The 26,013-nt window shown below is 33.8% G+C and carries 22 protein-coding genes, 1 tRNA gene, 1 other RNA gene and 6 pseudogenes; 17 read left to right on the top strand and 13 right to left on the bottom strand.

Annotated elements, in window-relative coordinates; genetic code table 11:
* Nucleotides 1-147: 147 nt before the first annotated feature.
* Nucleotides 148-1,668 (bottom strand): bifunctional phosphoribosylaminoimidazolecarboxamide formyltransferase/IMP cyclohydrolase, encoded by a 1,521-nt coding sequence (gene purH, locus ACQH21_RS05750; RefSeq protein ID WP_006013536.1) that lies wholly within the window; start codon nucleotides 1,666-1,668, stop codon nucleotides 148-150.
* 152 nt (nucleotides 1,669-1,820) lie between these two features.
* Here purH and ACQH21_RS05745 point away from each other — a divergent pair.
* Nucleotides 1,821-1,976 (top strand): annotated as a pseudogene (locus tag ACQH21_RS05745) (WPE palindromic element domain-containing protein); the annotation flags it as partial.
* A gap of 87 nt (nucleotides 1,977-2,063) precedes the next feature.
* On the opposite strand, the gene fmt reads toward ACQH21_RS05745, so the two are convergent.
* The 6 genes from fmt to ACQH21_RS05715 form a co-directional block, all read right to left on the bottom strand.
* Entirely contained in the window at nucleotides 2,064-2,963 is a 900-nt protein-coding gene (gene fmt / locus ACQH21_RS05740) for a methionyl-tRNA formyltransferase (protein ID WP_064085375.1), read from the bottom strand.
* A 12-nt stretch (nucleotides 2,964-2,975) separates the two neighbouring features.
* Entirely contained in the window at nucleotides 2,976-3,332 is a 357-nt protein-coding gene (gene rplT / locus ACQH21_RS05735; RefSeq protein WP_063630562.1) for a 50S ribosomal protein L20, read from the bottom strand.
* A 21-nt stretch (nucleotides 3,333-3,353) separates the two neighbouring features.
* Complete coding sequence (gene rpmI, locus ACQH21_RS05730; RefSeq protein ID WP_010402777.1) at nucleotides 3,354-3,560, bottom strand: 50S ribosomal protein L35; 207 nt, start codon at nucleotides 3,558-3,560, stop codon at nucleotides 3,354-3,356.
* A 98-nt stretch (nucleotides 3,561-3,658) separates the two neighbouring features.
* Nucleotides 3,659-4,102 carry a PAS domain-containing protein gene (locus ACQH21_RS05725; RefSeq protein WP_007302082.1) on the bottom strand — a complete coding sequence of 148 codons (444 nt, stop codon included), beginning with the start codon at nucleotides 4,100-4,102 and terminating at the stop codon, nucleotides 3,659-3,661.
* A gap of 211 nt (nucleotides 4,103-4,313) precedes the next feature.
* On the bottom strand, nucleotides 4,314-5,075 hold the full coding sequence (locus tag ACQH21_RS05720; RefSeq protein ID WP_264374978.1) for a hypothetical protein: 762 nt from the start codon (nucleotides 5,073-5,075) through the stop codon (nucleotides 4,314-4,316).
* A 289-nt stretch (nucleotides 5,076-5,364) separates the two neighbouring features.
* On the bottom strand, nucleotides 5,365-6,255 hold the full coding sequence (locus ACQH21_RS05715; protein WP_425384062.1) for a hypothetical protein: 891 nt from the start codon (nucleotides 6,253-6,255) through the stop codon (nucleotides 5,365-5,367).
* Nucleotides 6,256-6,539: 284 nt separating this feature from the next.
* Here ACQH21_RS05715 and alaS point away from each other — a divergent pair, with 284 nt between their 5' ends.
* Nucleotides 6,540-9,113 (top strand): alanine--tRNA ligase, encoded by a 2,574-nt coding sequence (gene alaS / locus ACQH21_RS05710; RefSeq protein ID WP_425384061.1) that lies wholly within the window; start codon nucleotides 6,540-6,542, stop codon nucleotides 9,111-9,113.
* A 289-nt stretch (nucleotides 9,114-9,402) separates the two neighbouring features.
* Here the strand turns inward: alaS and nth are convergent, their stop codons facing one another.
* The 3 genes and pseudogenes from nth to ACQH21_RS05695 all read right to left on the bottom strand — a co-directional run.
* Nucleotides 9,403-10,041: an endonuclease III gene (gene nth / locus ACQH21_RS05705; protein ID WP_108784611.1), complete on the bottom strand. Its 639-nt coding sequence runs from the start codon at nucleotides 10,039-10,041 to the stop codon at nucleotides 9,403-9,405.
* Nucleotides 10,042-10,062: 21 nt separating this feature from the next.
* Nucleotides 10,063-10,434, bottom strand: a pseudogene (locus tag ACQH21_RS05700) (molecular chaperone DnaJ); the annotation flags it as partial.
* 42 nt (nucleotides 10,435-10,476) lie between these two features.
* Nucleotides 10,477-11,219: pseudogene (locus ACQH21_RS05695) on the bottom strand (IS5 family transposase); the annotation flags it as partial.
* Between the two features lie 189 nt (nucleotides 11,220-11,408).
* On the opposite strand from ACQH21_RS05695, the gene ACQH21_RS05690 reads away from it, so the two are divergent.
* The 11 genes and pseudogenes from ACQH21_RS05690 to ACQH21_RS05640 all read left to right on the top strand — a co-directional run bounded on the left by ACQH21_RS05690 (nucleotide 11,409) and on the right by ACQH21_RS05640 (nucleotide 20,192).
* Nucleotides 11,409-13,208: a SurA N-terminal domain-containing protein gene (locus tag ACQH21_RS05690; RefSeq protein WP_425384060.1), complete on the top strand. Its 1,800-nt coding sequence runs from the start codon at nucleotides 11,409-11,411 to the stop codon at nucleotides 13,206-13,208.
* Nucleotides 13,209-13,342: 134 nt separating this feature from the next.
* Nucleotides 13,343-13,657: a 30S ribosomal protein S16 gene (gene rpsP, locus ACQH21_RS05685; protein WP_425384059.1), complete on the top strand. Its 315-nt coding sequence runs from the start codon at nucleotides 13,343-13,345 to the stop codon at nucleotides 13,655-13,657.
* A 10-nt stretch (nucleotides 13,658-13,667) separates the two neighbouring features.
* Nucleotides 13,668-14,654, top strand: coding sequence for a polyprenyl synthetase family protein (locus tag ACQH21_RS05680; RefSeq protein ID WP_064085383.1), 987 nt, complete (start codon nucleotides 13,668-13,670; stop codon nucleotides 14,652-14,654).
* 62 nt (nucleotides 14,655-14,716) lie between these two features.
* Complete coding sequence (locus tag ACQH21_RS05675) at nucleotides 14,717-15,277, top strand: nucleotide exchange factor GrpE (protein WP_425384058.1); 561 nt, start codon at nucleotides 14,717-14,719, stop codon at nucleotides 15,275-15,277.
* A 15-nt stretch (nucleotides 15,278-15,292) separates the two neighbouring features.
* On the top strand, nucleotides 15,293-16,291 hold the full coding sequence (trpS, locus tag ACQH21_RS05670; RefSeq protein ID WP_425384057.1) for a tryptophan--tRNA ligase: 999 nt from the start codon (nucleotides 15,293-15,295) through the stop codon (nucleotides 16,289-16,291).
* 253 nt (nucleotides 16,292-16,544) lie between these two features.
* Nucleotides 16,545-16,733 (top strand): annotated as a pseudogene (locus ACQH21_RS05665) (IS256 family transposase); the annotation flags it as partial.
* Nucleotides 16,734-16,816: 83 nt separating this feature from the next.
* The gene (locus ACQH21_RS05660) at nucleotides 16,817-17,689 is read left to right on the top strand and encodes an IS982 family transposase (RefSeq protein ID WP_425383942.1); all 873 of its coding nucleotides are present in this window, start codon (nucleotides 16,817-16,819) and stop codon (nucleotides 17,687-17,689) included.
* 17 nt (nucleotides 17,690-17,706) lie between these two features.
* Nucleotides 17,707-18,754: pseudogene (locus ACQH21_RS05655) on the top strand (IS256 family transposase); the annotation flags it as partial.
* Nucleotides 18,755-18,788: 34 nt separating this feature from the next.
* Nucleotides 18,789-19,052: pseudogene (locus ACQH21_RS05650) on the top strand (hypothetical protein); the annotation flags it as partial.
* Between the two features lie 424 nt (nucleotides 19,053-19,476).
* Nucleotides 19,477-19,791, top strand: coding sequence for a transposase (locus ACQH21_RS05645; protein ID WP_395461231.1), 315 nt, complete (start codon nucleotides 19,477-19,479; stop codon nucleotides 19,789-19,791).
* Between the two features lie 164 nt (nucleotides 19,792-19,955).
* Nucleotides 19,956-20,192 (top strand): transposase, encoded by a 237-nt coding sequence (locus tag ACQH21_RS05640; protein WP_425384052.1) that lies wholly within the window; start codon nucleotides 19,956-19,958, stop codon nucleotides 20,190-20,192.
* 786 nt (nucleotides 20,193-20,978) lie between these two features.
* Here the strand turns inward: ACQH21_RS05640 and tldD are convergent.
* Entirely contained in the window at nucleotides 20,979-22,409 is a 1,431-nt protein-coding gene (gene tldD, locus ACQH21_RS05635; protein WP_425384056.1) for a metalloprotease TldD, read from the bottom strand.
* 62 nt (nucleotides 22,410-22,471) lie between these two features.
* Between tldD and ACQH21_RS05630 the strand changes: the two genes are divergently transcribed.
* The 3 genes from ACQH21_RS05630 to ACQH21_RS05620 all read left to right on the top strand — a co-directional run bounded on the left by ACQH21_RS05630 (nucleotide 22,472) and on the right by ACQH21_RS05620 (nucleotide 23,829).
* Nucleotides 22,472-22,556 (top strand) — tRNA-Leu (locus ACQH21_RS05630).
* A gap of 61 nt (nucleotides 22,557-22,617) precedes the next feature.
* Nucleotides 22,618-23,091: a hypothetical protein gene (locus ACQH21_RS05625; protein ID WP_425384055.1), complete on the top strand. Its 474-nt coding sequence runs from the start codon at nucleotides 22,618-22,620 to the stop codon at nucleotides 23,089-23,091.
* Between the two features lie 351 nt (nucleotides 23,092-23,442).
* The gene (locus ACQH21_RS05620) at nucleotides 23,443-23,829 is read left to right on the top strand and encodes a hypothetical protein (RefSeq protein WP_007302338.1); all 387 of its coding nucleotides are present in this window, start codon (nucleotides 23,443-23,445) and stop codon (nucleotides 23,827-23,829) included.
* A gap of 5 nt (nucleotides 23,830-23,834) precedes the next feature.
* On the opposite strand, the gene ACQH21_RS05615 is transcribed toward ACQH21_RS05620, so the two are convergent.
* Nucleotides 23,835-25,145, bottom strand: coding sequence for a bifunctional folylpolyglutamate synthase/dihydrofolate synthase (locus ACQH21_RS05615; protein WP_425384054.1), 1,311 nt, complete (start codon nucleotides 25,143-25,145; stop codon nucleotides 23,835-23,837).
* Nucleotides 25,142-25,726 carry an MlaC/ttg2D family ABC transporter substrate-binding protein gene (locus tag ACQH21_RS05610; protein WP_264336501.1) on the bottom strand — a complete coding sequence of 195 codons (585 nt, stop codon included), beginning with the start codon at nucleotides 25,724-25,726 and terminating at the stop codon, nucleotides 25,142-25,144. Before ACQH21_RS05610 ends, ACQH21_RS05615 begins: the two co-directional genes overlap by 4 nt.
* A gap of 117 nt (nucleotides 25,727-25,843) precedes the next feature.
* Here ACQH21_RS05610 and ssrS point away from each other — a divergent pair.
* Nucleotides 25,844-26,005, top strand: a non-coding RNA gene (gene ssrS, locus ACQH21_RS05605) — 6S RNA.
* Nucleotides 26,006-26,013 lie beyond the last annotated feature (8 nt).

The raw sequence follows: 26,013 nt of genomic DNA, 5'->3' as shown, positions 1-26,013 counted from the left end.
GCATCAGGAGCTCAAGAGTACAGCTTACAATTACAGATAGGTGTAGTTGAGTTTAAAGTAACTACATAAATTTACTACAATTTTCATACCTATAAGCTGCTATGCAACAAAGCCCTGTGTGGGTATAATTTTGACAGGATACAAAGCTTAATGGAGAAAGTTACGAACATCAGTGAAAAACATGGCAATTTTATTCTCATTTGCAGCTGCTATCACGTCTTGATCTTTCAATGAGCCACCTGGCTGAATTATAGCTGTAATTCCATGCTTTGCACTTTCTACTATACTATCTGGAAATGGAAAAAATGCATCCGAAGCAAGCGCTGCGCCTTTACATTTTTCACCTGCTTTTTTTACTGCAATATTCACACTATCTATTCTGCTTGTTTGTCCTGCACCGATGCCAATAGCACAACCGTCTTTTGCTATCACTATTGCATTGGATTTTACATGTTTACATATTTTCCAAGCAAAAATAAGATCTTCCTTCTCTTTTTTTGTTGTAGTGCATTCTGTCACTCGGTTTATTTCTTCTACTTTTACTGTATGGTTATTATTTTCTTGCACTAAGAACCCGCCAACAACATTTTTGATTTGATATTTTGCATTTTGCTGAAGAGATTGATGAATAATCACTCTTAAATTTTTCTTTTTTTGTAAAATTTTTAGTGCCTCATTGTTTACCGATGGTGCTATCACCACTTCCAAAAATATCTCGTTTAATTTCTCTGCTAGCTTTAAATCTATCTCCCGATTGAAAGCAACTATTCCACCAAAACTGCTTATTTCATCACATGATAGAGCTTTTTCATATGCTTTTAAAGCACTATCACTAACAGCAGCGCCACATGGATTATTGTGCTTTATTATCACTGCTGCAGGTTCTTGAAACTCAGAAATTATGTTAAGTGCAGACTCTATGTCGACTATATTATTATAGCTCAACTCTTTTCCATGTATTTTCTCCAGTGGATACTTGCTAAATTGATTGCTATAAAATGCAGCTTTTTGATGAGGATTTTCACCATATCTGAGTCCTTGTGCTTTACATCCATATAAAGTAAAAAACTCTGGTAACTCATTGCTTTTACCCTGTGATAAAAACCAATTGTAAATATTAGAATCATACTGTGCAGTCAGAGCAAATGCTTTAGTTGCTAGATGTTTTCTATATTCTAATGTTGTCTGATTGTTATTTTTGATCATCTCAGCTTTCAGTGTTTCGTAATCTTGAATGCTAGAAATCACTGAAGTGAAATGAAAGTTTTTTGCTGTAGCTCTAATTAATGCTACTCCACCTATATCTATTTGTTCTATGATTTGCTTCTCACTTGAGTTGCTATTAACCGTTTTCCAAAATGGATATAAGTTAGTTATAAGCAGATCTATCGGCTTAATTTCTAGATTCTGCATTTCCTTTTCGTGCCTTTTTCGATCACAGAGTATTCCTCCATGAATTTTAGGATGTAAAGTTTTCACTCTGCCATCTAGTATTTCTGGAAATTGTGTGTAATCTGAAACTTCTTGCGTTTTTATTCCCGCACCTGATAGCACTTTATAAGTATTCCCTGTTGAGAGAATTTCTATTTGTTGCTGCATCAAAAACGATGCAAGTTCAATTATATTTGTCTTATCGTATACTGATATTAAAGCTCTTTTAATTTTCATATGGAAGGTTTCTTAAGATTATATCTAAGAAAAGAAAATTTGTCTATATATAGCTACTACGTCATACCACTGCGGTATCTCGTTGTAGATTCCGCTAACAAGCACATAGCTGTACGAACATTGTGATACAAGAGACCAAGAAAGATGTCATCCCAGTCCCCAGACACTGGGATCCAGAAAACTTCACTTTAAATGAGCACACCAGGTGGCTGTACAATAGAAACTGGATTCCAGTGTCAAGCACTGGAATGACACCATCTACTACTCAAATTACCTGCAAATTGCAATGTTCGTACACCAAAACGCGGTATCTTGTTGTAGATTCCGCTAACAAGCAGCGGAATACCAAATTGTAGAAGTTGCTTTAGCTCTCCTCACCCTCCTTTCAAAGTAGTCTATTCTATAAATTTTTTTGTTAAACTTGATTTTAAGCCACGAACAAAATCTTTAATATCGCAAGGATTTCTTCCTTCCATTTGTACAACTTTAGGAATTAAAGTACCACCTTTTAAACTTATATGCATATTATCATTAATGATCTCACCTTGTCCTGAAGTGAAGGCTTCAAATTCAGCATCAAGTATCTTGATACGTTTATTCTCTACCTTAATGAATGCTTTTGGATAAAATGCTTTAACCTTTCTATAAGCAATTTCACAGGCGTCACTTGCGTAAATTTTATAGTCTTTTACTTTGTCAGCATAACACGCATCGTTATCGCTCTGTTTTAAGGGAACTTGCTTTTCAATTTCGTTTAGTACTTTCAGCAGTAAATCACTACCTAATTCAGACAATTTATCATACAACGTCTTATAATTATCGCTTTTTTCAATAAGAAATTTTTTCTGTTTTAAAATAGGGCCAGAATCTAATCCTTCATCTAGCTGCATAATGCTAACTCCGGTTTCTTGATCTCCGGCTAAAATTGTGTGCTGTATCGGAGCTGCACCGCGCCACCTAGGCAGCAATGATGGATGAATATTAATACAACCATATTTGGGAATATTTAAAATTTCTTTTGGAAGTATCAATCCATACGCAGCAACAACTGCAACGTCTGGCTTAAAATTTCCAAACTTTTCTTGCTCTATCGAAGATTTTAAAGAGGCAGGAGTGCATACCTCTATGTCACTTTTTTCAGCAACGATGTGTACTGGGGATTTTGTTAACCTCTGCCCACGTCCAGAAGGTTTTGGAGCTTTGGTATATACTGCTACTATTTCACTCTGTAATTTCAATAGTAAGTTTAACGCACCAACAGCAAACTCCGGTGACCCCATGAAAATAATTCTCATGGTGTTTTTGCTTTAAGCTAACTTACTATTTACAATTTCTATTAATTTAGCAAAATCATCCTTATGATTAACAGCCATCTCAGCAAGAATTTTCCTATTTAAATCAATTTCAGCAAGTTTAAGACCATGCATAAATCTACCGTAAGTAAGTCCATGTTCTCTTACTGCTGCATTAATACGTATTATCCACAAACCACGAAAATCACGTTTACAGGTTCTTCTGTCTCTGTAAGCATATTGGAGTGCTTTTTCAACTCTTTGTAATGCAATTCTATAACAATTTTTTGCCCGTCCTCTATAACCCTTTGCTAGTTTCAATATTTTTTTATGACGAGCATGAGTAGTGACTCCACGTTTTACTCGAGCCATTTTTATTTTACCTCCATTTTGTTAAATACCATAAGGCATATAAAGCTTAACTATACGCGAGTCAGATTTACTAAGAATCGTCGTACCACGCTGATTACGAATATTAGATTTACTTCTCTTTACCATACCATGTCTTTTACCTGACTGAGTAGAGATGACTTTACCCTTAGCTGTAAGGTGAAAGCGCTTTTTGACAGAAGATTTGGTTTTTAATTTTATTTTCGTCATATTCTAAACAAATTTACAAACACCACTATTTAGTTCTTTATTAGTAATTAAGTATGAGTATAGATAACTTTATTAAAAAATCAAATTAAAATTGTATTTTAAAGCAGCTTGAATGTAATCACACCCAGTATATGTGTTATACCTTCTTTATCTCCAATTGGCAACAATACTTGCCTCATTTTAACACTTTCACTTTCTTCCTCTTCGTTAATTGAGCATTTACTCTCTATTACAGTCTCAAGTTTATCAATAACTGCATCTATTTTATATAGCCGCAAAAATGGTGCATCAATTGCATACTTATCATCGATGTACATCTTTTTTTCAAAACCATAGAATTCAATAGCTTTTTCTCCTGCATTTTCACAAATATAACCTCGATCTTTAACTTCAATGATAAAACAATGCTGCCATGACTCCATGATTTCTGCAGTGTCTATTTCATGTCTTTCTGGCCATTCTCTATCTGATCCTTTTATATCACTCCAATGTTGAGTAACTATATTCACTATTCTTCTTTCTTTGCCTGCATAATTTTCCATTCGAAATTCCACATATAAAACACAGATATGAGGTAAATTTATCGTGAATGTATTGATTTTTTCTTACTAAAGGATGTAGATTATTGAAAATTCTCATCCTGTTTACACAACAGGTAATGATAAATTAAGTATAATAATTAGAGCATAAAAATTATTAAATGAGGAAACTGTAAAAAAATAATAAAAAAATTCTATTTTTGCAATATTTTGGCTAACGAATAGAATTAGTTCCACTTTCTAAAGTTATTGCACTTAATAAATAACTAGATGGAGTTTCTTCCTTAGCACTACTATGGCTTTTATTTTTTCTATTATAAAACCAACATTTAAATGGTACAGCTGCTGCGATAGCTGCTACCAAAGCTACTGTTACTGCTAACATACCTACTGTGAACACTATATTATTTTTCTCGTTTGAAGGTGTTTCCAATAATTTAAACTCTCTCAAGTTTGTATCATGAATCATAGGATTACCCAAAATATTCGTCGTATTTTGAACACTTTCTATATTTCGCATTGTAATTCCATTGCTAGCGTTTGATTTTTTCATTTCTTCCATTACTTGTTTTAAGTTTGGTAGTTCTGCTGTTGTATTTTCAATATCACCAGCTTCCAGCTTTTGCAAGTTCTCATTACTCAAAAACTCTTTGAGATACTTTTCATAAAACTCTTTGGCATTATATCTTTTATAACTTCGTATTTTTCCACTCTTGAGATCAGAAACAATATCATCAATCATCACTTTTGGATTTTCTGCATGCACTATTTCTCCTTCAGCAACAAGAATACGATAAGATGTATCGTCAAGCATACATACATACTTAAGTTTTAAATCACCTCCTCCCAATAGAAAATATATTGTTCTGTTTTGTTCTACATCTCGCAATTCTGATTCAATACTAATCCATCTATTCCTTTTTTCCTTATTGATTGATCTTTTTTTTCCTACAGTATTTTTAAATCTTCTTGACATATATGACCCCCAAGCTGACCAATATTTCCTTATGTATAAAAGATAAATTATTTAAGTCCACATCTTTTCACTAAGATTTTTATATTTTTATTATACTAAATAATACATATATTAATATCTGAATTTCTCATTGCAATTTATTATACCTTAGTAAAAACGATATAAAATTAGAGAAAGAGTTATAAAATTTTTTGTAAGACAGGAAAATTTCTTCTCCTTTGGTTCCAGAGCATATAAGTGCTGTAAGAGCTAAGTTGATGGCACTGTTGTGCCATCAAACTCTGGAATCTTACTCGACACTAATCTGAGAAGATAGATGTGCTACCGATGTAGCATTGCTGAGCAAAGATTCTATTTCTGATGTAGATCCGGAATGCTCAAGTTGAGCTTGTTCAGGAAGGTTTTTCATCGCTTTTTTAACATCGTAGCTACCTTCCCTATTTTTTCTATGCCATACAAAGTATCCTAATCCTGCAAAAGCTACTGCTAGCACTCCACCCAATATACCACCAGCAATCCCTGCTATTCCTATATACTGTCCTCCATTTATTTCGGGTAATTTAGGCCCTTCCACATCTGTGCTATTAAATATAGAATGATCTAACACTTCTTGTGAATTACTATCAAAACGGGAAACACTACTTATATCTTCAGGAGTAATTCCATAACTAGCATTTGATTCTTCTATTTCATTTATTACGTCATTAATCTCTTTAGTAGTTACTTTGCTTGATGCAAAATCGAATTCTTGTTTTGTTAAAGAAGCTGATTCGATAGTTACATCTTCCTGCATCTGATAATCAATTTCTTCAGTAGTAGATTCTCTCAATTGGCTATTTTCATCAGTTCTTTCTTTTAGCTTTTTTGAACTATCCTTACCCAATTCATCTACAAGGTTTTTTAGATATATTTTCTTAAATTCTCTATAATTATATTCTTTACCTTTTTCTATTTCTCCACTCTTAAGACCTAAAATAATTCCATCTATTGTCGATTCACGAATTGCTTGAGGAATGTCTATTGAATTTACTATTCCTGTAACCAAGCCTATCTCAGCTGCTCTAGAAGATATAGAGAGGTCTTTTACTGTTAAATTCTCTCCTTTAATTAAAAATTCTACTCTTCTGTTTTGTTTTATACTTTCCAAGTCAGATACAATTCTAATTGTTGGACCATCCATCTCCTGCTTATTTGTTGTTTCTCTCTTTCGCATGCTATTCTTAGTGTTTTGGAATTTTTTTGGCATTTCACACTCCTTAAATGAATTAATAAAAGTATTATTTGAATTAACAAATACTTCTCTATGTTAGTGGATAAAATATTTAAACCTATATCTTTTTATTAAAATTTTTATGTAAAAGTTACCTTTATTATACTAAGTAATGTATATATTAATATTTAGATTGATAAATTGATTTTACTTCTGTTACAACTTATTATGCATAGATAACCTCAGTAAAAACGATGAAGCTAAACGAAATTAGAGAAAGATTTATAAAATTTTTTGTAAATAATAATCATGAGCAAGTTCCTTCTTCTCCTTTGATTCCAGAGCATGATCCAACACTCATGTTTACAAATGCTGGTATGGTACAGTTCAAAAACATCTTTACCGGCACGCAAAAAACTGAAATGAAACGTGCCGTCTCAAGTCAAAAGTGTCTCAGAGCAGGTGGTAAACACAATGATCTTGAAAATGTTGGCTATACATCTCGGCATCACACATTTTTTGAAATGCTCGGAAATTTTAGCTTTGGTGATTACTTTAAAGAAACTGCGATAGAATTTGCGTGGAAATTTATTACTGAAGAATTGTCTCTTGATAAAAACAGACTATCCATAACTGTTTACCACACTGATGATGAAGCATATGAAATTTGGCGTAAGATAAGTGGCTTTTCAGATGATAAAATCATAAGAATTACAACAGATGATAACTTTTGGAGCATGGGCAATACTGGTCCATGTGGCCCATGTTCTGAAATCTTTTACGATCATGGAAATTCCGCTTTACATGAAGACGACAGAATTGTTGAAATTTGGAACCTGGTGTTCATGGAATTTAATAAAGATGAAGAAGGTAATTTACAAAAATTACCAAAAAAATGCATCGATACCGGAATGGGCCTTGAAAGAATAGCAGCTGTTATGCAGAACGTTCATGATAACTATGATATTGACCTATTTTCTGCTCTGGTAAGTAAATCGCAAGAGTACTGTGGAAATACGGAAAATAAAGTAGCTCATAAGATTATCGCAGATCACCTTCGTGCAGCTGCATTTCTCATCGCAGAAGGAGTGCTTCCTGGAAATGAAGGAAGAAATTATGTACTACGCAGATTGATCAGGAGAGCAGTACGTTATATCCACCTACTTGGATATAATGATTCTCTATTGAACCTTGTTTTTCCTGCACTCATAGATGGCACAAGTTTGGCTTATATGGGAGATGCTTATCCAGAGCTAATCAGAGCTAAAAGCTTAATAGAAACAACGTTAAAATCAGAGGAAGAAAACTTTAAAGACACTTTAATGAAAGGCATTAATCTCTTGGACAAATTCACTGCAGATTTAAAATCAGGTGACACTCTATCTGGAGAATCAGCATTCAAACTATATGACACTTATGGATTTCCTTTGGATATCACACTTGATATTTTGAAAGAAAGGAAAATAAATTTTGACCAAAAAGGTTTTGATAATGCAATGAAAGAGCAAAAAGAAAGAGCACGTGCTAATTGGACTGGATCTGGTGAAAAATCTGTTGAACAAGTATGGTTTAATTTAATCGATCAGTTTGGCAAAACGGAATTTGTTGGTTATGAACGTGATGAAGTAAAGGATGCAACAGTACTCGCAATAATTTCCTCTAAAAATGAAGTAATTGATTCTGCAAAAGAAGGAGAAAAGATAACTATTATACTTGATAAAACACCTTTTTATGGAGAGTCAGGTGGACAAGTGGGAGATATTGGAAATCTTATACAGTCTGATGGAAGTATGGTAACAGTCGAAAATACCAACAAGATTAATGACTTGTATTTGCACAGGTGCGTCGGCTCAATTTGTAAAGGTAACACAGTTACAGCTAGTATTAATAAAAAAAGAAGACAAGACTTAAGAAGAAATCATTCAGCTACACATCTTCTACACTTTGCACTCAGAAAAATCTTAGGTGATCACGTTGCTCAAAAAGGTTCTCTAGTCGCACCAAATAGACTAAGATTTGACTTTAGTCACAATAAGCCAGTCACTCAGGATCAGCTGTCTTCAGTAGAAGATATAGTAAACTCTCTAATCAGAGAAAATCTTTCTACGTCCACAAAAGTTCAAGGTATGGATGAGGCAATAGACGAAGGAGCGATGGCCTTATTTGGTGAAAAATATGGTGATAATGTTAGGGTTGTAAAAATTGGAGATTCAAAAGAATTATGTGGTGGTACACACGTGGAGCGTACCGGAGAAATTGGTTTGTTTAAGATAGCAGCAGAATGTTCCGTTGCATCTCGAGTAAGAAGAATTGAAGCTTTAACCGGTCAAGAAGCAATTAATTATGTACGCAATAACGAAATTAGCTTAAAAAAAGTTGCAGAATGCGTAAAAGCACCAGTAAATGAAATAATAAGTCGACTCAGTATTTTAAGCCAGGAGCGCAAAGAATTTGAAGTCAAAATAAAAAATCTTTATAAAAAGCTTATCAGTGTAGAAACTGTAAAAAGTACCGAAATAAATGGAATAAATTTCGTAAGCCACACTTTCAATAACGTTCCAGGAAGTATAATAAGGGAATTTGCTCTACAGCAACAAAAACCGAAAACTGTAATAGCCTTCATGGTAACAGAAAAGGATAAAACAGTTTTGATTGTCAAAGTAAGTAAAGATTTAACTAATAAGATCAATGCAAAAGAGCTAGTATCTAATGTAACCAGAAGGGATTGCGGTGGAAATGCCGAACTTGCCCAAACAGGCTGTGATAACAATAAAATAGATGATGCCATTACAGCAATCCATAGCAAAATAACAGCTTGCAAAAACTAATACACCCTACTACCTCGGTATCTTTTAACCATGAGCGAAGGTGTTATGCAAATCGTGGTAGAGAAGACTTAACTGTCAAATGAGCATATCAGGTAATAAGAACTGGATTACAGCTCCATGCTCTGGAATGACATCATTTTATTCATCAAAGTAGCAGCTTTATAACGGCAGTGCACAGAGGCGTCATCAAGTAGCCCTTCATTGTCATCCCAGTGTCAGCTACTCGGATGACACCATCATAGAGATCAGCTACTTGGATGATAAAAGTAAGAAATATCGAAGTGTTGTGCTAGACTTTATACCTCTTACATTCAAACTCACATAAATCATGAATTATGCATGTTTCACACGAAGGTTTTTGCGCTTTGCAAACATATCTACCATGCAAAACTAGCCAATGATGAGCATAAAGTAGGTATTTTTTTGGCACTACATTCAAAAGAGACTGCTCTGTTTTAAGTACATCTTTTTCTTTCACAAGCCCAACTCTATTGCTCACTCTAAAAACGTGAGTATCAACTGCCAATGTTGGAATACCAAGCCCTGAATTTAAGAACACATTAGCGCTCTTTCTCCCAACCCCTGGTAAAGATACCAAATCATCGAAATTAGTAGGCACTTTGCTATTGTACCTCTCAATCAATATTTTACTGAGCCCGATTATATTTTTTGCTTTGGAATTATATAAACCAATACTGCTTATGCATTTTCTCAGCTCACTTTGCCCAAGATTCAACATTTTTTCTGGCGTATCAGCGATACTAAATAGCTCCTTTGTAATTTTATTAACACTTATATCGGTCGTCCGCGCTGACAGAACTATTGCAACTAATAACGTAAAATGATTGGTATAATTTAGCTCTATTTTTGGCGCAGGATTTGACTGTTGAAATTTTTCAAATATTAATTCTACTTTTTTTGAGTCCATGCATAGAGCTAAAAGCTTATACTACACTGTTTGCTGTGTAAATTCAATTGCTTGAGGATTAGATAGTCCTTCAATATTAACATCAGACATATCAGTTTTTACCTCATCAAAATTCCTCTCAGCAAATTCGCTTGCCACTTTTTCAAAATACTTTCTAACAAGAGGCATAATTATCGGCATTAATAGACTTCGTGGATCATACCGTCCTAACAGATCAGTCTCCTTTTGCACTCTATCTCTTGGATCTTCCTCAAGTAAATCTTTCATGTGTTTTTCAGTGTATATTTCACAACCTTTTGAAAATGTAGGACTAAATATCTCAGTAGCTAGCAGTGCTAACAATGACAAAGTACCAAATATTGTCACATCAACATAAAGACTATTAGAAATAAACCCTCTATCATCAAAGAACCTGTTCATAATCTTTTGAGGAGGAAAGAAGTAAAAGCAAATTTGTAGGCTAGTATTAAGTTTACGCTCGCAATTTTTCCAAAGTCGCCTACATTTTTCCAACCAGGCAAAAGAAGATCTCTCAACAACCCATCTTTTTGGCAATACAGCAAAGGTGCTTCACCTCAACAGTTGCACCAATAGTTACTTTCATCTGTGTTGCAAAATTTTCTCCAGTGTAGCCTGCATCAACCAGTATGTTTTTAACTTCAGAGAGACTTTCTTTAGCATTTTTAACCATTGTCAAAGCACTGCTACGATCAGTTATTTCTGCCGTTGTTATATGAATTGCGTGTGTCAAACCTTGTGTATCAACTGCGATATGACGCTTTATTACTGAAATTTTCTTGCCAGCATCATAACCTTTTTCTTCAGCAGTATCGTTATTTTTTACACTTTGGGCATCAATGATGCAGAAGCTTGTTTTGGTATTCCGACCACTGTTCTCTCCAACCAATTTTTTTTAAGACAATTTCTAGAACATTTTCTCTATCTTCATTCGTTTTTTTACTCCATTTCTTGAAGTAATCGTAAAAATTTCGCCATCTTGGAAACTCTTTTGGAAGCATTCGCCATTGACAGCCACTTTTTAGTACATAAAGCACACCACAAAATAACTCATATAAACCTAATCTTCTTGGCTTTGTTTTCTTTCGCACGCTTTCTAAAATTAGTCTAATCTTTTCGAATTTTTCACAACTTATGTCACTTGGATATGTATTCCTCATACTTTACCTCATGTCAACTATACCTCATCTTAACATATTCAGAGATCACTTACAGGCTCTTAGGTTAATATAAGCTTCCATTCAATTTAATACACTACAATATTACATATATTAGCTAATTTGTTAATAGATTTACAAATATTAAATTATTGCTATTCTAAATTTAAGTGTTAGTTAACTGAGTTTACAATGAGTATTAGAAATTTTTTTACCAAGGCAATCGTTCTCCTTTTAGTTTGCTTATTAATCTTTATGGGGATTGGCAATCTTTTATCAAATGATGATGAAAGGAAAGAATTAGCTAAAGTAGGAAAGGAAGTTATAACATCAGATGAATATAAATTACTATATCAAAATTATGAAAAGCAAATTTCTGGATCTGATGTAAGTAAAGAACAAGTAAAAAAGCTGAAATATGATTTACTTAACGCACTTATAGAGCAAAAACTATTGTTTAACCTAATTAGCGAACTTGGATTAAAAGTTGGAGAAGAATCTATCAAAAGCCATATAAAAAATACCAAGTACTTTCAGGACGATAAAGGAGAATTTGACCATAATAAATTCCATCAAACTCTAAATAGCCTGCATATAACAGAAAAGGAATATATAGAAAAACTAGAGAAAATCCTGCCTGCAATGATGTTCATGACTTCGTTATTTAAAGATAATTATCCGGTAACTTTTGGTGAGAGTGTTGATGAGCAGATATACAAAAATCGCTACCAAACTAGAGTAGTTGATATTGTTAAAATAACTGAGGATGCAATTACAGACGTTCCTGAACCAGATGATCAAGCCTTACTTGATTTGTATGAAAGAAATAAGTCCAATTTTTATTACCCTGAGTATCGAACTGCGCAATACATTTCTCTGGATCAAAAATATTTTGAAGATCAAATCAGAATTTCAGATGAAGAGGTTGATAGTATAATAGAACATCAGGAACTTAAAAATCAAAGAGACATATTCAATGTGATATTTCCTACCAAAGAAAAAGCTGAAATAGCAAGAAGAGCACTTGAAGAAAGTAAAGCAAGCTTTGAACAAATAATAGAAGAGTTTAATAAAGTGAAACTCGATGAAACCAGAGTAAATAATATAACTAAGGATTTCTTACCTGAAAATATGAGAGAAAAGGTATTTGCTCTCAAAACAGGTGAAGTAAGTGAAGTTTTAACAAGCAATTTTGGATGGCACGTAATAAAGGTAGAAAGCATACATCAAATCTCTGATGAAGACTTGGTTGATTTAAAAAAAGACATAAGGTCAGTTTTAACCAATCAAAAGTCTTTTGAAAAAGTCAATGATTTCATAAATCAAGTGAATTATAAGATATACAATGGTGCAACGATTGAAGAAATCTCCAATAATTACAATTTACCTATACAAACCATTGGTCCAGTAGATGCTAGTGGAAAAGACCAAAGTGGTAATGAAGTAGGAAATTCCAGTGATTTCATTTCTTTCATTTTTTCACGCGAGAAAGATCAGAAGAGTTATTTTAAGGGTGTTGGAGATACTGTTGTTGGTGTGAAAATCAGTGATATCGTTCCTCCTAAATTACAAAATTTTGAAGAAAGTAGGGAATCAGCCATAAAGCTTTGGCGTAGTGAATTTATAAAAGAAAGAATGTTTAAAATGGGACAAGAAGTAGCAGTTCAACTAAGAGAAAAGACAGATTTGGAAGAAATGCAAGGTATAAAATTGGTTAAAGGCCAGCAAATACAACGCAATGAACAAAACTACCCTTTTTCTTTCATAGAAGAGATTTTCAATATGAAAACAACTAATTCGGTAACAGATCCTATTCAATACAATAATGAAATTATAATAGGCGTTCTAAAACAAATGCATTCATCAAATGGTAAATTAAACATGCTTGACACCGGAAAACGTGTGATGATATCGCTAAAGGAACAGTTAATTAGCTATCTAAAATCAAAGTATAGAGTAGAAGTTAATCATGCTATGATTGATGATATATAAAAAAGTTTATTATCTTCCTTTTATGAGTGATTGGAGGGGGCTATATTGTATTTTTAGGTAAAAGAGGTACAATTAGTTTGACTTGAGCTGTTTATTGTATTTAAATTGTAATTAATATATGAATAAAGGTTGACATGGCAGTTAAAATAAGGTTAGCAAGGTTTGGGGCAAAGAAACGTCCTTTTTATAGGATAGTTGTAGCCGACTCACGAGCACCAAGAGATGGGCGCTTTATTGAGAGAATAGGACAATATGATCCAATGTTGCCAAAAGACAATAAAAATCGTGTTGTGGTAAAAGCTGATAGATTAAAACATTGGCTAAGTGTAGGAGCGCAAGCAACTGAAAGGGTAATGTGGTTCATTAAAAAAGGCATAGTAGATTTAGAAACAGAATCGAAAAAAATAGAAAAGAGAAAAGTTGAGAAAGTACAAGGGCAAGAAGCATAAGTCCTCTTAAATGCTAAACACTGATTTAACAAAAAGTAGTAAATTAGATGATATTGTATCTTCTGATTTATTGGCTATGAATGACTTTATCTTCAAAAATGTCAATGATGAAGGTACTAAGCTTGCTACCGATATTACATCTCATCTTATTAATTCAGGAGGAAAAAAGATAAGGCCTAAGCTCATTTTTATTATTTGTAAAATGCTGAATTACTCTGGAGAGAGTAGGATCAACATTGCTGCATCGGTAGAATTTATACACAACGCTACTTTACTTCATGATGATGTGCTTGATGAAAGTAAGGCACGCCATGGAGTTGCAACAGCAAATAAAATTTGGGGGAATAAATCAAGCATTTTAGTTGGTGATCTATTATTGACCTTAGCATTTAGATGGCTTATAGAATGTGGGAATTTAAGTGTTCTCTCTATTTTATCTAAGGCATCTAATTTGCTTGTCAAGGGTGAGATAAAGCAGATGACAACGCGTTTTGACCCTAACACAATTAGGAAAAATTATTTTAATATCATTGGAGAAAAGACAGCATCTTTATTTTCTGCATGCTGCGAGGCTGCATCAGTAGTATCTGGAGCCACAAGTGACGAAACAGAGAGGCTAAGGAATTTCGGGTTTAATTTTGGTATGGCATTCCAAATAATTGATGACGTGCTAGATTATACTGCTAATCAAGGCACTTTAGGAAAGCAACTTGGAAAAGATTTCTTTGAAGGTAAAGTTACTTTACCTTCTATTATAGCATATGAAAAAGGCAGCCCATCAGAACAAAAATTCTGGGAGAAATCTTTTTCTTCAGCTAGACACAATTTTGACCAAGCATTACAATATATTAATCATCATAATGCCATTCATGTTTCTATGGAAGAAGCTAAACACTATATTAATATGGCGCAAAGTAATATTGATACTTTTTCTGATTCTCTTTATAAAACTGCTTTGATTGACTTTTTAAATGCAAGCATAGAAAGACAAGGATAGCTAACGCTTGATATTTTTAGATTGATTGTTATATATTTATTAAGTTTGTAAGGGTGAATGATATGTCAGATAGTAATAAAGAGAAAAAAAAGAAATTTGCAGATATGGTCAGTAAACGAAAAGGGGATGATCAAGAAGATCAGCAAACAGGTGATTTAAGTGAAGAGCTTAATATATTAAAAGAACGTGCAGTTCAGCTTGAAGATCATTTACGTCGCGCTGTTGCGGATAATGAAAACGTTAAACGTATAATGCAAAAGCAAATTAGCGATGCAAGTGATTATGCAGTCACAAAATTTGCACGTGATATGATCGACTCTTGTGACAATTTAAAAAAAGCAATGGAAAACTTGAAAGATGATGATCCTATTCATGAAGGAATAAAAGCGGCGCACCAAAAGATTGTGAGTGATCTAAAAAAACATGGAATAGAAGAAATAGATCCAATAGGTAACTCTTTTGACAGCAATTTACATCAAGCTGTTGTGGAAAGAGAAGATAATGAAAAAGAGCCTGGCACTATTGTAGAAGTACTACAAACTGGTTATACCATTAAAAATAGGTTGCTTCGTCCTGCAATGGTTATTCTTTCTAAAAAATCTGCTGATTGCGAAAGTAACTAATAACACACTCAAGGTATGGAAGAAGTTGTCTTCTCAGGTATTCAGCCAAGTGGAGTATTACACTTGGGCAATTATCTTGGTGCAATTAAGCAGTGGATAGGCTTGCAGGATAAATATAAATCTCTTTTTTGTGTTGTTGATCTGCATGCAATCACAGCAAATAAGCTTCCCGCAAATGAATTAAAAAATAATATTTTTAAAGCAGCAGCAACTTATATTGCATGTGGAATAGATCCGGAAAAGTCGATTATTTTCAATCAATCCGCAGTTAGTGGTCATGCAGAATTGGGCTGGCTTCTAGGGTGCTATACACCAATTGGTTGGCTTAATCGTATGACTCAATTTAAAGATAAGGCTGGAAGCGATAAACAAAAAGCTTCCCTTGGGTTATATAGCTACCCAGTACTTATGGCTGCGGATATATTGCTGTATCAAACTAAATATGTTCCTGTTGGCGATGATCAAAAACAGCATTTAGAACTTGCACGTGATATTGCATCAGCTTTTAACAATCATTATAAATGTAGTCATTTCATCATACCTGAAATCTTAACTTTGGATTGCACATCAAGAATAATGAGCTTAAGAGATGGTACAAGCAAAATGAGTAAATCTGACCCTTCAGAATATTCGTGCATTAACCTTGACGATATAGATGACTTAATTGTCAAAAAAATAGAAAAAGCAAAAACAGATTCAATTCTAGGCTTTGATTTTTCTACTTTAAAATGTCGTCCAGAAATAAGCAATTTGATAAATATTTATTCAGTGCTTAGTGATTTAAATGTAGAAAAAGTGTGTAAAAAAGTGGATAAACATGACATAAAGAACTTTAAAAAAGAGTTAGCTGACTTAATCATCAGTGTTATATCACCCATACGTGAGAAGTTGAACGGTCTTTTGAAGGATCAGCTCCATTTACATAAAATATTAAAAGAAGGTACAGAAAAAGCAGCAGAGATTGCAAATAACAATATAAAAAAGATCAAGGATATTATAGGGTTTGTTCAATAGGTTACAACTATTTCTTCCCATGGCTTTCAAATCGTGCAGCTATTTTCTTTACACTAACATGAGTGAGAAGAGGTTTTTTACTAACCGGAAGTTTAGAATCGGACTTTGCTGTTATGGGGTTCATTTTAGATCTTTTATTTCCTACCGGAAATGAGTGAGATTGGGAGGCAGTTTCTTGCGAGGGAATGTTCAAAAAAGTGTGTCAAACCGAGAAATAAAAATAAAATAGAAACAAAAAATAGAGGTTTGATATATGAGTTACAAAATAGAAAATGGAACGACTGGCCTGGTAGATTACAAAGAGCTGGAAGCAAATATACTGTCATCAATAAGGGAAGGTAAACCATTGATGGGGAGAGATGGAGCATTAACACCATTTGTAAAAAGGCTGCTGGAAGCAAGTCTAGAAGGTGAAATAGAGCATCATTTATCCAATGATACCCCAGTTGCGGATTAGAAATCAGTGAAAAAGCCAGGAAAATAGGGTAACCTCGGAAAATTATTTACAAAATAGAGAGGTTACCAATGAATGAAAATATAACAGAATTATTTTGCCTGATCGACGATTTTTGCAATTCAGTTGACAAGAATTTTGCAGAAAAACTTCTACCAAGTAGCAAAAAACCAACCAGGACGCCAGAGATTACGCATTCAGAGATTCTTACCATAATATTGCTATATCACCAATCCAAGTGCGACAATTTTAAAATTTTCTATGTGCATTATTTGAAATTATTATACGAATCAGCGTTTCCAAAATTGCCATCCTATAGTAGGTTTATTAGGCTAAAATCTAGGGTTTTATGGTATTTAGTGCTCTTAATGCAATGGTTTTGCGAACAGTCAAAAGTGACAGGGATTTCGTACATAGATGCAACATCTATCGCTGTTTGCCATCCAAAAAGGACCTCGAGAAATAAAGTTTTCAAAGGGTTGGCAAAGATTGGAAAGACTACCTATGGGTGGTTTTTCGGTTTTAAACTACATCTAGTAATCAACGAAGCTGGCGAAATTCAAGGGGTTACGGTGACAAAAGGCAACATTGATGATAGAAAACCTGTGCCAAATTTAACTCAGAAATTGACTGGATTATTGTTTGGAGATAAAGGATATATCAAAAAAGATCTTTTTCACGAATTATTCGATAGAGGGTTAAAGCTTGTAACCAGTATAAAAAAGGGTATGAAAAACTCATTAATGGCGCTAAATGAGAAGATTTTGTTAAGAAAAAGATCGATTATTGAGACAGTTTTTGGCTCTCTGAAAAACAACTTTGAGATTGAGCATACAAGACATAGATCACCGATAAATTTTTTGGTACACATTTTTTCTACGCTTGTTTCATATTCCATGCAGCCGAAAAAGCCCTGCATTTCTAAGCTTTACTTCGTTGGCTAATCCGCAACTGAGGTAATGAAAGAGAAGAAAAGAATCGAAGAAACGGAAAGAATGGCAAAACTTTGAAGACGAGTATTTGAACTATTGACACCAAGAGATAGAGAGGGAAGTTTCGAACCACAGATAGTGAAAAAAAGGCAAACAAGCTTACATCCAGAACTTGAAACAAAGGTCTTGAACATGTTTGCAAGCGGTGTGGGATACAGGGATATAGCATCCTATGTGGAAGAAATCTATGACCATAAAATATCTGCAGCAGAGATATCTGGAATTACAGATAAATTACTGCCTATAATCAATGAATGGAGGAGTCGTCCCCTACAATCAGTATACCCGATAGTATTTATGGATGGGATGTTTTTTAAGGTCAAAGAGAATGGACATTGCATAAGTAAATGCATGTACAATATATTAGGAATAGACCAAAATGGCAGAAAAGAAGTACTGGGTTTTTACTTAGCAGAAAGTGAGGGAGCTAACTTCTGGCTAGGCGTATTAAATGACTTAAAAGAGAGAGGAGTAGAAGACATTTTGATAGCTTGTGTTGACGGTCTGAAAAGCTTCCCTACAGCTATAAATAGCGTATTTCCCAATGCTGAGGTACAGTTATGCATTGTGCACCAAATAAGAAATTCACTAAAATACGTATCCAGCAAAGATATAAAAGTTTTTATGAATGATTTGAAAAAAATATACCGTGCTACAAGTAGAGAAATCGCCGAAAATTATTTACTTGAACTGGAGGAAAAATGGGGTGAAAAATATCCTTTAGTCATAAAATCGTGGCAAAACAATTGGGAAAATTTGTCTAGTTATTTTAAGTATTCTGGCCCTGTTAGAAGGCTAATTTATACCACCAATCCAATTGAGGGGTTGCACAGACAAATCAGAAAATTTACTAAAACCAAAGGTTCATTTACCAGTACAAATGCCTTGTACAAATTGGTATATTGTGCTATAAAAAAGATAGAGCAAAAATGGGCTATGGCTTTGCCTAATTGGGCTCTAACTATATCTCAACTTGATATCTTTTTTCCTGATAGGTTAAAAATTGAGTTGAACTAAAAATTCGCTTTGACACACTTTTTTGAACATTCCCGTAGAACTGCAAGTTACGTATGATGATGTAAGAAATTTTTATGACACTATACGTGGTAAATATCATGATGGTAGTGGATACAATTATGAGCAAGTAATGGTTTTGTACAATGAAATTGTTAGGCCAGCATCACAGCATCATGATGAACCATTTACTCTTGCTGAGTCCTATATTGCAGATGGGCATCTATTTATTAAAAATCAAGATTTTGGAATTTTGAATGATTTTAATGAGATGTTCTATAAAAGTGATGAGTTTATGTAACATAAAAGGTGGATGAGAATTAATTGATATAAGGAATTAGATCTTCTATTTTTATTCCAGCGTTTCCTTATCCTGTCATCCCAGTGCTTCGACACTGGGATGGCTTTGTTGCATAGCACCTTAAGCAGTGATGGTTTACGACAAATTTATGTAATGATTTCAAATTTAGCCATACCAATACCTAATTTAGAATCAAAATTCCTGGATTCCAGTATCAAGTACTGGAATGACATCATCTACTATGCAACTTACTTTCAAAAATAAACGTTCCAGTGGTTTCATTTGCTTTCATCCCAGTGTTTCCTTCTCCTGTCATCCTATGGCTTGACCATAGGATGGCTTTGTTGCATCGCTCAAGTGAAAAGAACTGGCAGTTACTGACAAAATTCATTATAAATAGCCATTTAACTGTTGAAGAAAAAATATGCCACAAAAAATGAGAGTCAGTAACTGCCATGAATATAACAAATTTCTCCAAGAAAGAGGAAGCATTTTTTGTTATATCAATGACGCCATAGAAAATTGGTACGAGAATTGTCCAAAAATGCAGGGTGGCAACTATATTTATAGTGATAAAGTTGTGATTTTAGTGCATATAATCGTCAGTTTCTTTAGAATTGGTTTAAGACAAACAAGTCGGGTTTATAAAAGGGTATTTGCAACAAATAGGAAGAGATTTGCAGCTATTCACAAGCATCAAAAAAAACTTAATATTAAGATAAATGATTGCAGAAAATAATATAGAAGATATCGAAATTGCTATAGACAGTACAGGAATTAGTATATACAACGACACACAGCAAGGAAAATAGCACTGACAGAGTGGCTATGAGCAAACGAGAAAATTGCACGTAATGTTAAATATAAACAACAAAAAAGCCATAGCTGTAAAATACAGTAACGGTGTCTACTCTGACCACTTGCGATTTGCTTGAAGAAGTTAATTTTCAGCACAAAATAAAAGCATTATATGCAGATAGGGCATACGATAGGCAAAAACTTTATAAATTGTGTAAGAAATACGATATAAAAACAAAAGTTCTACCAAAAAAGGATGCAGCAGAACATTCAAAAATAGATTATATGTCTGACAGGAATGCTGCTATTAGGTTAAAAAATTATACGGTGAAGATGGCATGAAAGAATGGAAAAAGAAGTAAATTATGGGAAAAGATCTTATATTGAAGGGTTTTTCTCAAGATTAAAGCAAATATTCGGATTTAGTTTTAGGAATAAATCTGAGATAAATTGAGAAAAAGAACTAAATGCTATTTGCTTAATAAATTCACTGATATTGGTGTGGATAAATTTGAGATAGTTACATGAATTTACCATAAATCACCATCTCATAAAGTGTGATGCAACAAAGCCAATCGGGAGTCGCAATAGTAAAAGTGAAAGAAATCTTCAAAGTAGAACTATCCCCCAAAGCTGCACATGGACATAGAATATCCTTTATCAGGGATGGACGTAAACATTGAAGATCTTCCCCTAGAGCTGGATATAGATATAAAGTCATTTATACCATTACCTATATTCGAGAAAAATATCACATGCCAAGAACCTTGTCAAAATTATATAATCTATCTCTAGAGCAGGTTATTAAGAATATCAATCCGCATAAAAGAGCTAGGTATTCCTAACACCACTAAACTCACAAATTCATTTGCTAGAGTTTATAAGTTCTTGTTTATAATAATTTTATTATATCGTAAAACCATCTATATCGGCCTATTTAAACAGTATTTTACTTTCCTTAAGGATTTTTTAAAGATCACCTATTGAATTCTATGATATTATTTTTTGTGAGATTGTTATACACGTTATAGCAAGGAAGGCAGAGAGATTTGTTAAGTAGTTTTTGCATCTATATGAGCTACTTGAATAATGGTTACAATATAATTGTACAGCATGAGCTGAGTTCGCTTAGCCCTTATCTACATATTCAGTTCCACCAACAGTTATTGCATCGACCTTGAGTGTTGGCTGACCAACTCCAACAGGCACATTTTGTCCGTCTTTTGAGCACGTACCAACACCAGGATCTAACTTTAGATCATTACCAATCATTGATACTTTTTTTAGCACTGTTGGCCCATCACCAATTAGCGTTGCTCCTTTGACTGGTTGTGTAATTTTACCATTTTTTATTAGGTAAGCTTCCGAAGATGAGAAAACAAATTTTCCTGATGTTATATCAACTTGTCCACCACCAAAATTTACTGCATATAGGCCTCTTTTTACACTGGATATTATTTCTTCTGGTGCATATTTTCCTGCCAACATATAGGTGTTTGTCATGCGTGGCATAGTAACTTCTTTGTAACTTTCTCTTCTACCATTACCAGTTGGATTTACACCCATAAGTTTAGCGTTCATATGATCTTGCATATATCCTTTTAGAATTCCATCTTCTATAAGCACATTATAGCCAGGTAAAGTACCCTCATCGTCTATGCTAATAGAACCACGCAAATTAGGTAGAGTTCCATTATCAACTACAGTAATGTTACTGGCTGCCACCTGTTTACCCATAGAATTTGAAAATGCCGAGATTCCTTTACGGTTAAAATCACCCTCAAGTCCATGACCTACAGCTTCATGCAATAATATCCCTGGCCAACCTGAACCTAAAACAACTGTCATCTCTCCAGCCGGAGCTGGAATTGCCTCAAGATTTACTAGCGCTTGCTCTAACGCTTGGTTTGCAACTTCTTTCCACTTCTTCTCAGAAACAAATTTACTATAAGAGTCTCTTCCACCATGCCCTGCAGAACCTCTCTCAGCTCGGCCATTTTTCTCTACGATGACTAGTACATTAAAACGTACCAAAGGCCTAATATCGCTTAACCTGTGATCATCTTTTATTATTTGTACAACTTGCCATTCTCCATTTAGAGTTATTTTTACCTGCTTCACGCAATTATTCTTCGACCTTACATACTCATTAACCTCATTAAGTAGTTTAATCTTTGAGCTCAGGTCCATTTCATTTATGGGATTAATCGTTGAATACAGGCTTTTTGCCTCCTCATTTAAGTTTACTGAATTCGTTTTGCTTAAAGATGCTGAACTTTTTACCATGGAAGCAGCTTTACTAATTTCTTTTTCGCTAATCTCAGAAGAGCAAACAAAAGACGTACTATCTTCACAAAAAGACCTTAGACCAAATCCTCTTCTGATATTTAAATCCATATGTTTTAATATATTATCATCAAAAACTAGGGATTCTGATTGGCAAAACTCTAAAAATAGCTCACCACCATCACTATTGCTCAAAGCGTTGTTGACTATTTTATATACATTATTAATATTAACATTGTTCTGAGCAAAAAATATTTGATCTAGATTTGGCATTACCTTTAAGTTAAAAACTATTTGAGTATATTATTTTATTTTAACATAGTAAATCACAAAAAGCCCGGGTGGCGGAATTGGTAGACGCGCTAGCTTCAGGTGCTAGTAACTTTTCAAGTTGTGGAAGTTCAAGTCTTCTCCCGGGCACTCTGTATTGATTTTCAAGTCAATTAATGTTATGATATAATATGTATTTACTGTTAAGTTTATGAGTTATGAGAAAGAGGGGCTTATTTACAGAAAAAAAATACGAACTTATTCAAAACGCTTAGTTACTGCACTATCTATTGCTTCTTTGAGTGGGTACATAGCAGCATTAGCCCTAAATATTTCTTCCTTAAGCTTGTATTTTACTATTGTCAGCACTATGCTAAGTGCACTTTCGCTTGCTTTAAATATATGGTCATTAACTGATCATTTTAGGCAGTGTGGCCTTAATAAGCAACTCGATACCTCTTGGCAAGAGAAATTAATGAAGATCTGCCTCGACATTGCATCTAACGTTTCATTTGTAATAGGAGGAATTACATCTATATTACCTCTTGAATTTCCTATTATCCCCTTTATTTCCGTTGCTTTTTTTATTCTAGGTTGTACCTTTATGGCAACCAATTTCATTCGAACTATGATTAGTCAGCCGCAAATAGATGAAACCAAAACCTCAAAGTTAGTGATCATTTGAACATTCAATCTGCAATAGCTGCCTAATTATTACATGTTAATAACTTAGCTTATTTAACTTGACAAATTACGCCATCTCCCTTACTATGATAGCAAGAGTATTTACCCTTGTTTTTAATCTCCGCGGATTTAACAGCAAAATTCAGTAAAAAACTCAAATATTTATTGGCAAATTACATAAAAATTATAGCGGCTGCATGTCTTTTTTATTTTTTCTACATTCAGCCAAATCGCGCTTGTTAGTACATTATCAATTTAAATTATTAAAACTCGCTATACGGGGGTTCTTTTGTCTTTTTTTACTTAGTAAATTTCTTAATATTTGTAGCTAAAGTAATTTTAGAGAGCCAGCGTGGGACACACAACCGCACTAACGTTTATTTTTGAAGGTACTATTTATATAGATGAAATGTTCAAAAGTAAAGCATTTAAATATCTAATTCTTACTTCCCAAATTTCAAATTATCTTCCTCCTATTTTATTAATAGCAGGTTTGGTGTTACAGTACCAATCTAGTTGCGTAGACAGTAAAGTACTCATTGGATTTGCTATAGTACTAGGTTGTACTTTATTATTACAATTAGCAAGTGAGATCTACGAGAGAAAAGTTGTAAATCTTGTAAAAACTGAAGGAAGAGGTGATGAACAAAATGTACCTATAGGAGCATTAACCGAAAAGCCAAGCAGCATTGTAAATCCCGATAGTGTTCACGCTCATGGAAGAGAGCAAGTTGTGTAGTGCATTTATTGTTCTTGGATTAATTGATAGCTATTCTCCATACTCAAATCTCTGGCTAAAAATAGCGAGCCACAGATTAGTATGGTTTTGACGTTTTGTATAGAAGCTTTTAGTATGTGATTTGATATAGCATCTCTGATTGATTCACATTCGATAGCATTGATTCCTATATTATGAGCTCCTTCTCTAATTAAATCTGTACTTGTTGCTTTAGGTTCAGATTTAACACAAATCGCGCATAGTAGTTTGATATATGGCTTTAAGTGCTCTAAGAACTCTGCGACGTTTCTGTTACGAGTAACACCAAAGATCATATGGATACCTTCAGCAAAATTGTCTCTTACCCACTTAGCTAACACTCTGGCACCATCATTGTTGTGCGCGCCATCTAGAAATAATTGCCAATCTTTTGGTAATAAAGAAATTAAATTACCTTCTTTTATAGACTCTAGCCGCGCAGGCCAATAAGTGAGCTGTAAACCTGAAGCAATGTCCTCTTCTCCAATATTAAATCCATACTTCCCACTTAAAATGCTACATGCTGCAATTGCGTTTCCTGCATTGATTATTTGATGATCTCCTTTTAAAGATGGCAAAGAAAATTCTATTGATTGAATAGTCGATTGAAAGACTATTCTGTTATTCTGTTTTTCGCAATTCCACTCAAATCCTCCTCTATATAAGGGAGATTTTTTGTTTATTGCGTGTTGTTCTAGCGTGTTCATTATAGATTTTTCTTGTGGTGCTATTACGCAAGGAACATTAGGTTTCATTATTCCAGCCTTTTCACCTGCTATGGTTTCTACGGTAGGACCAAGATATTCTGTATGGTCAAGTGCAATGGAAGTGATGATCGTTAGAATCGGATTATCTATAACATTTGTTGCATCAAGCCTTCCACCCAGACCCACTTCAACTAAAGTAATATCAGCTTTATGACGAGAAAAAGCTAAGAAGGCTGCAGTCGTTGCGGCTTCAAATAGAGTGATGGGTTGTTCTGCGACTGCTATACGGCATTCTTCCAGTGAGTTATGTAATTCACTATCATCGATATCATTGCCTGCAACAACTATTCTCTCATTAAAATTCACTAAATGTGGAGAAGTGTACGTATGAACTTTATACCCTGCTGCTTGCATTATATATCTTATAAAGGATAGTGTTGATCCTTTGCCATTAGTGCCAGCTATGTGAATTATTGGCGGTATTTTTTTCTCGGGATTACCCAGTTTATTTAGAAAACTTTTTATGCGATCAAGAGAAAAATCCTTTGGCCTACTGCCAATCGGCTTAGGCCAATGAGGCATGTATATCATAAATTATTGTTACGTTTTAATTCATCTATTACACTTGCCATGCCATTCGTGTCGATCTTTTCACTAAATTGAGAACGTTGATTAATAGAAATACTTATTCCACTCATTACAACATCGTTTATTAAGAAAGAACTGTCACTTTTAGTAACTTTAAAGTCAATATTTGTAAATTCCTCATCACCATAAGAAAATCTTGTTCCTATCAGACAAGTTTCATCGTCAACTGCTTTTGTACTCATTATGATCATTTCACTATTATTTATGTATTTATACAAAATTTTAGCGCACAAGCGCGCGAGATATACTTCATATTCTTTTAGAAACTCTTCTTTTTCTTTCTGAGTAGATAAATTCCAATATTTCCCTATGACAAATCGAGATATTCCTTTGAGGTCAACATTATTCTGAATAATTTTCAGAAGTTCTTCTTGTACATGTTCTAGATTTTTTCTATTCCCTTTCATAGACGTGTTGTCTACTTGCTGCTTCATGGCAAGCACAAAAGTTTTGTGCCCTATACAATTCGCGTAAGCACTTGAGGAGATTACAATAAAAATGGTTAAGAACTTAATAAGATTCATAAGATATATTTATTAGCTATGATACTTAAAATGCAAAATTTAACAAAGGCAAAATAATGATCGCTAGTTTTAATATATCTATAGACATACTCTATATAAATAATCTATAATTAATTTAGGGGTCTGTGCTATGCGTTATGAGTTAAGTTAAATTTCCCGAGCGATAATTTCTGATCAAGGGAATTGCCTCTGTTAATTTCATTGAAATTAGTACGTGATGCCCACCTTAACTTTAGGTCTCAGGAATCTACTAAGACTGACGGTAGATATGGATCCCTTTTCCATTA

The organism is Wolbachia endosymbiont (group B) of Eupithecia inturbata (assembly GCF_964030915.1).
GTDB lineage: Bacteria > Pseudomonadota > Alphaproteobacteria > Rickettsiales > Anaplasmataceae > Wolbachia.
This window is presented reverse-complemented; position numbering and strand designations above follow the sequence as displayed.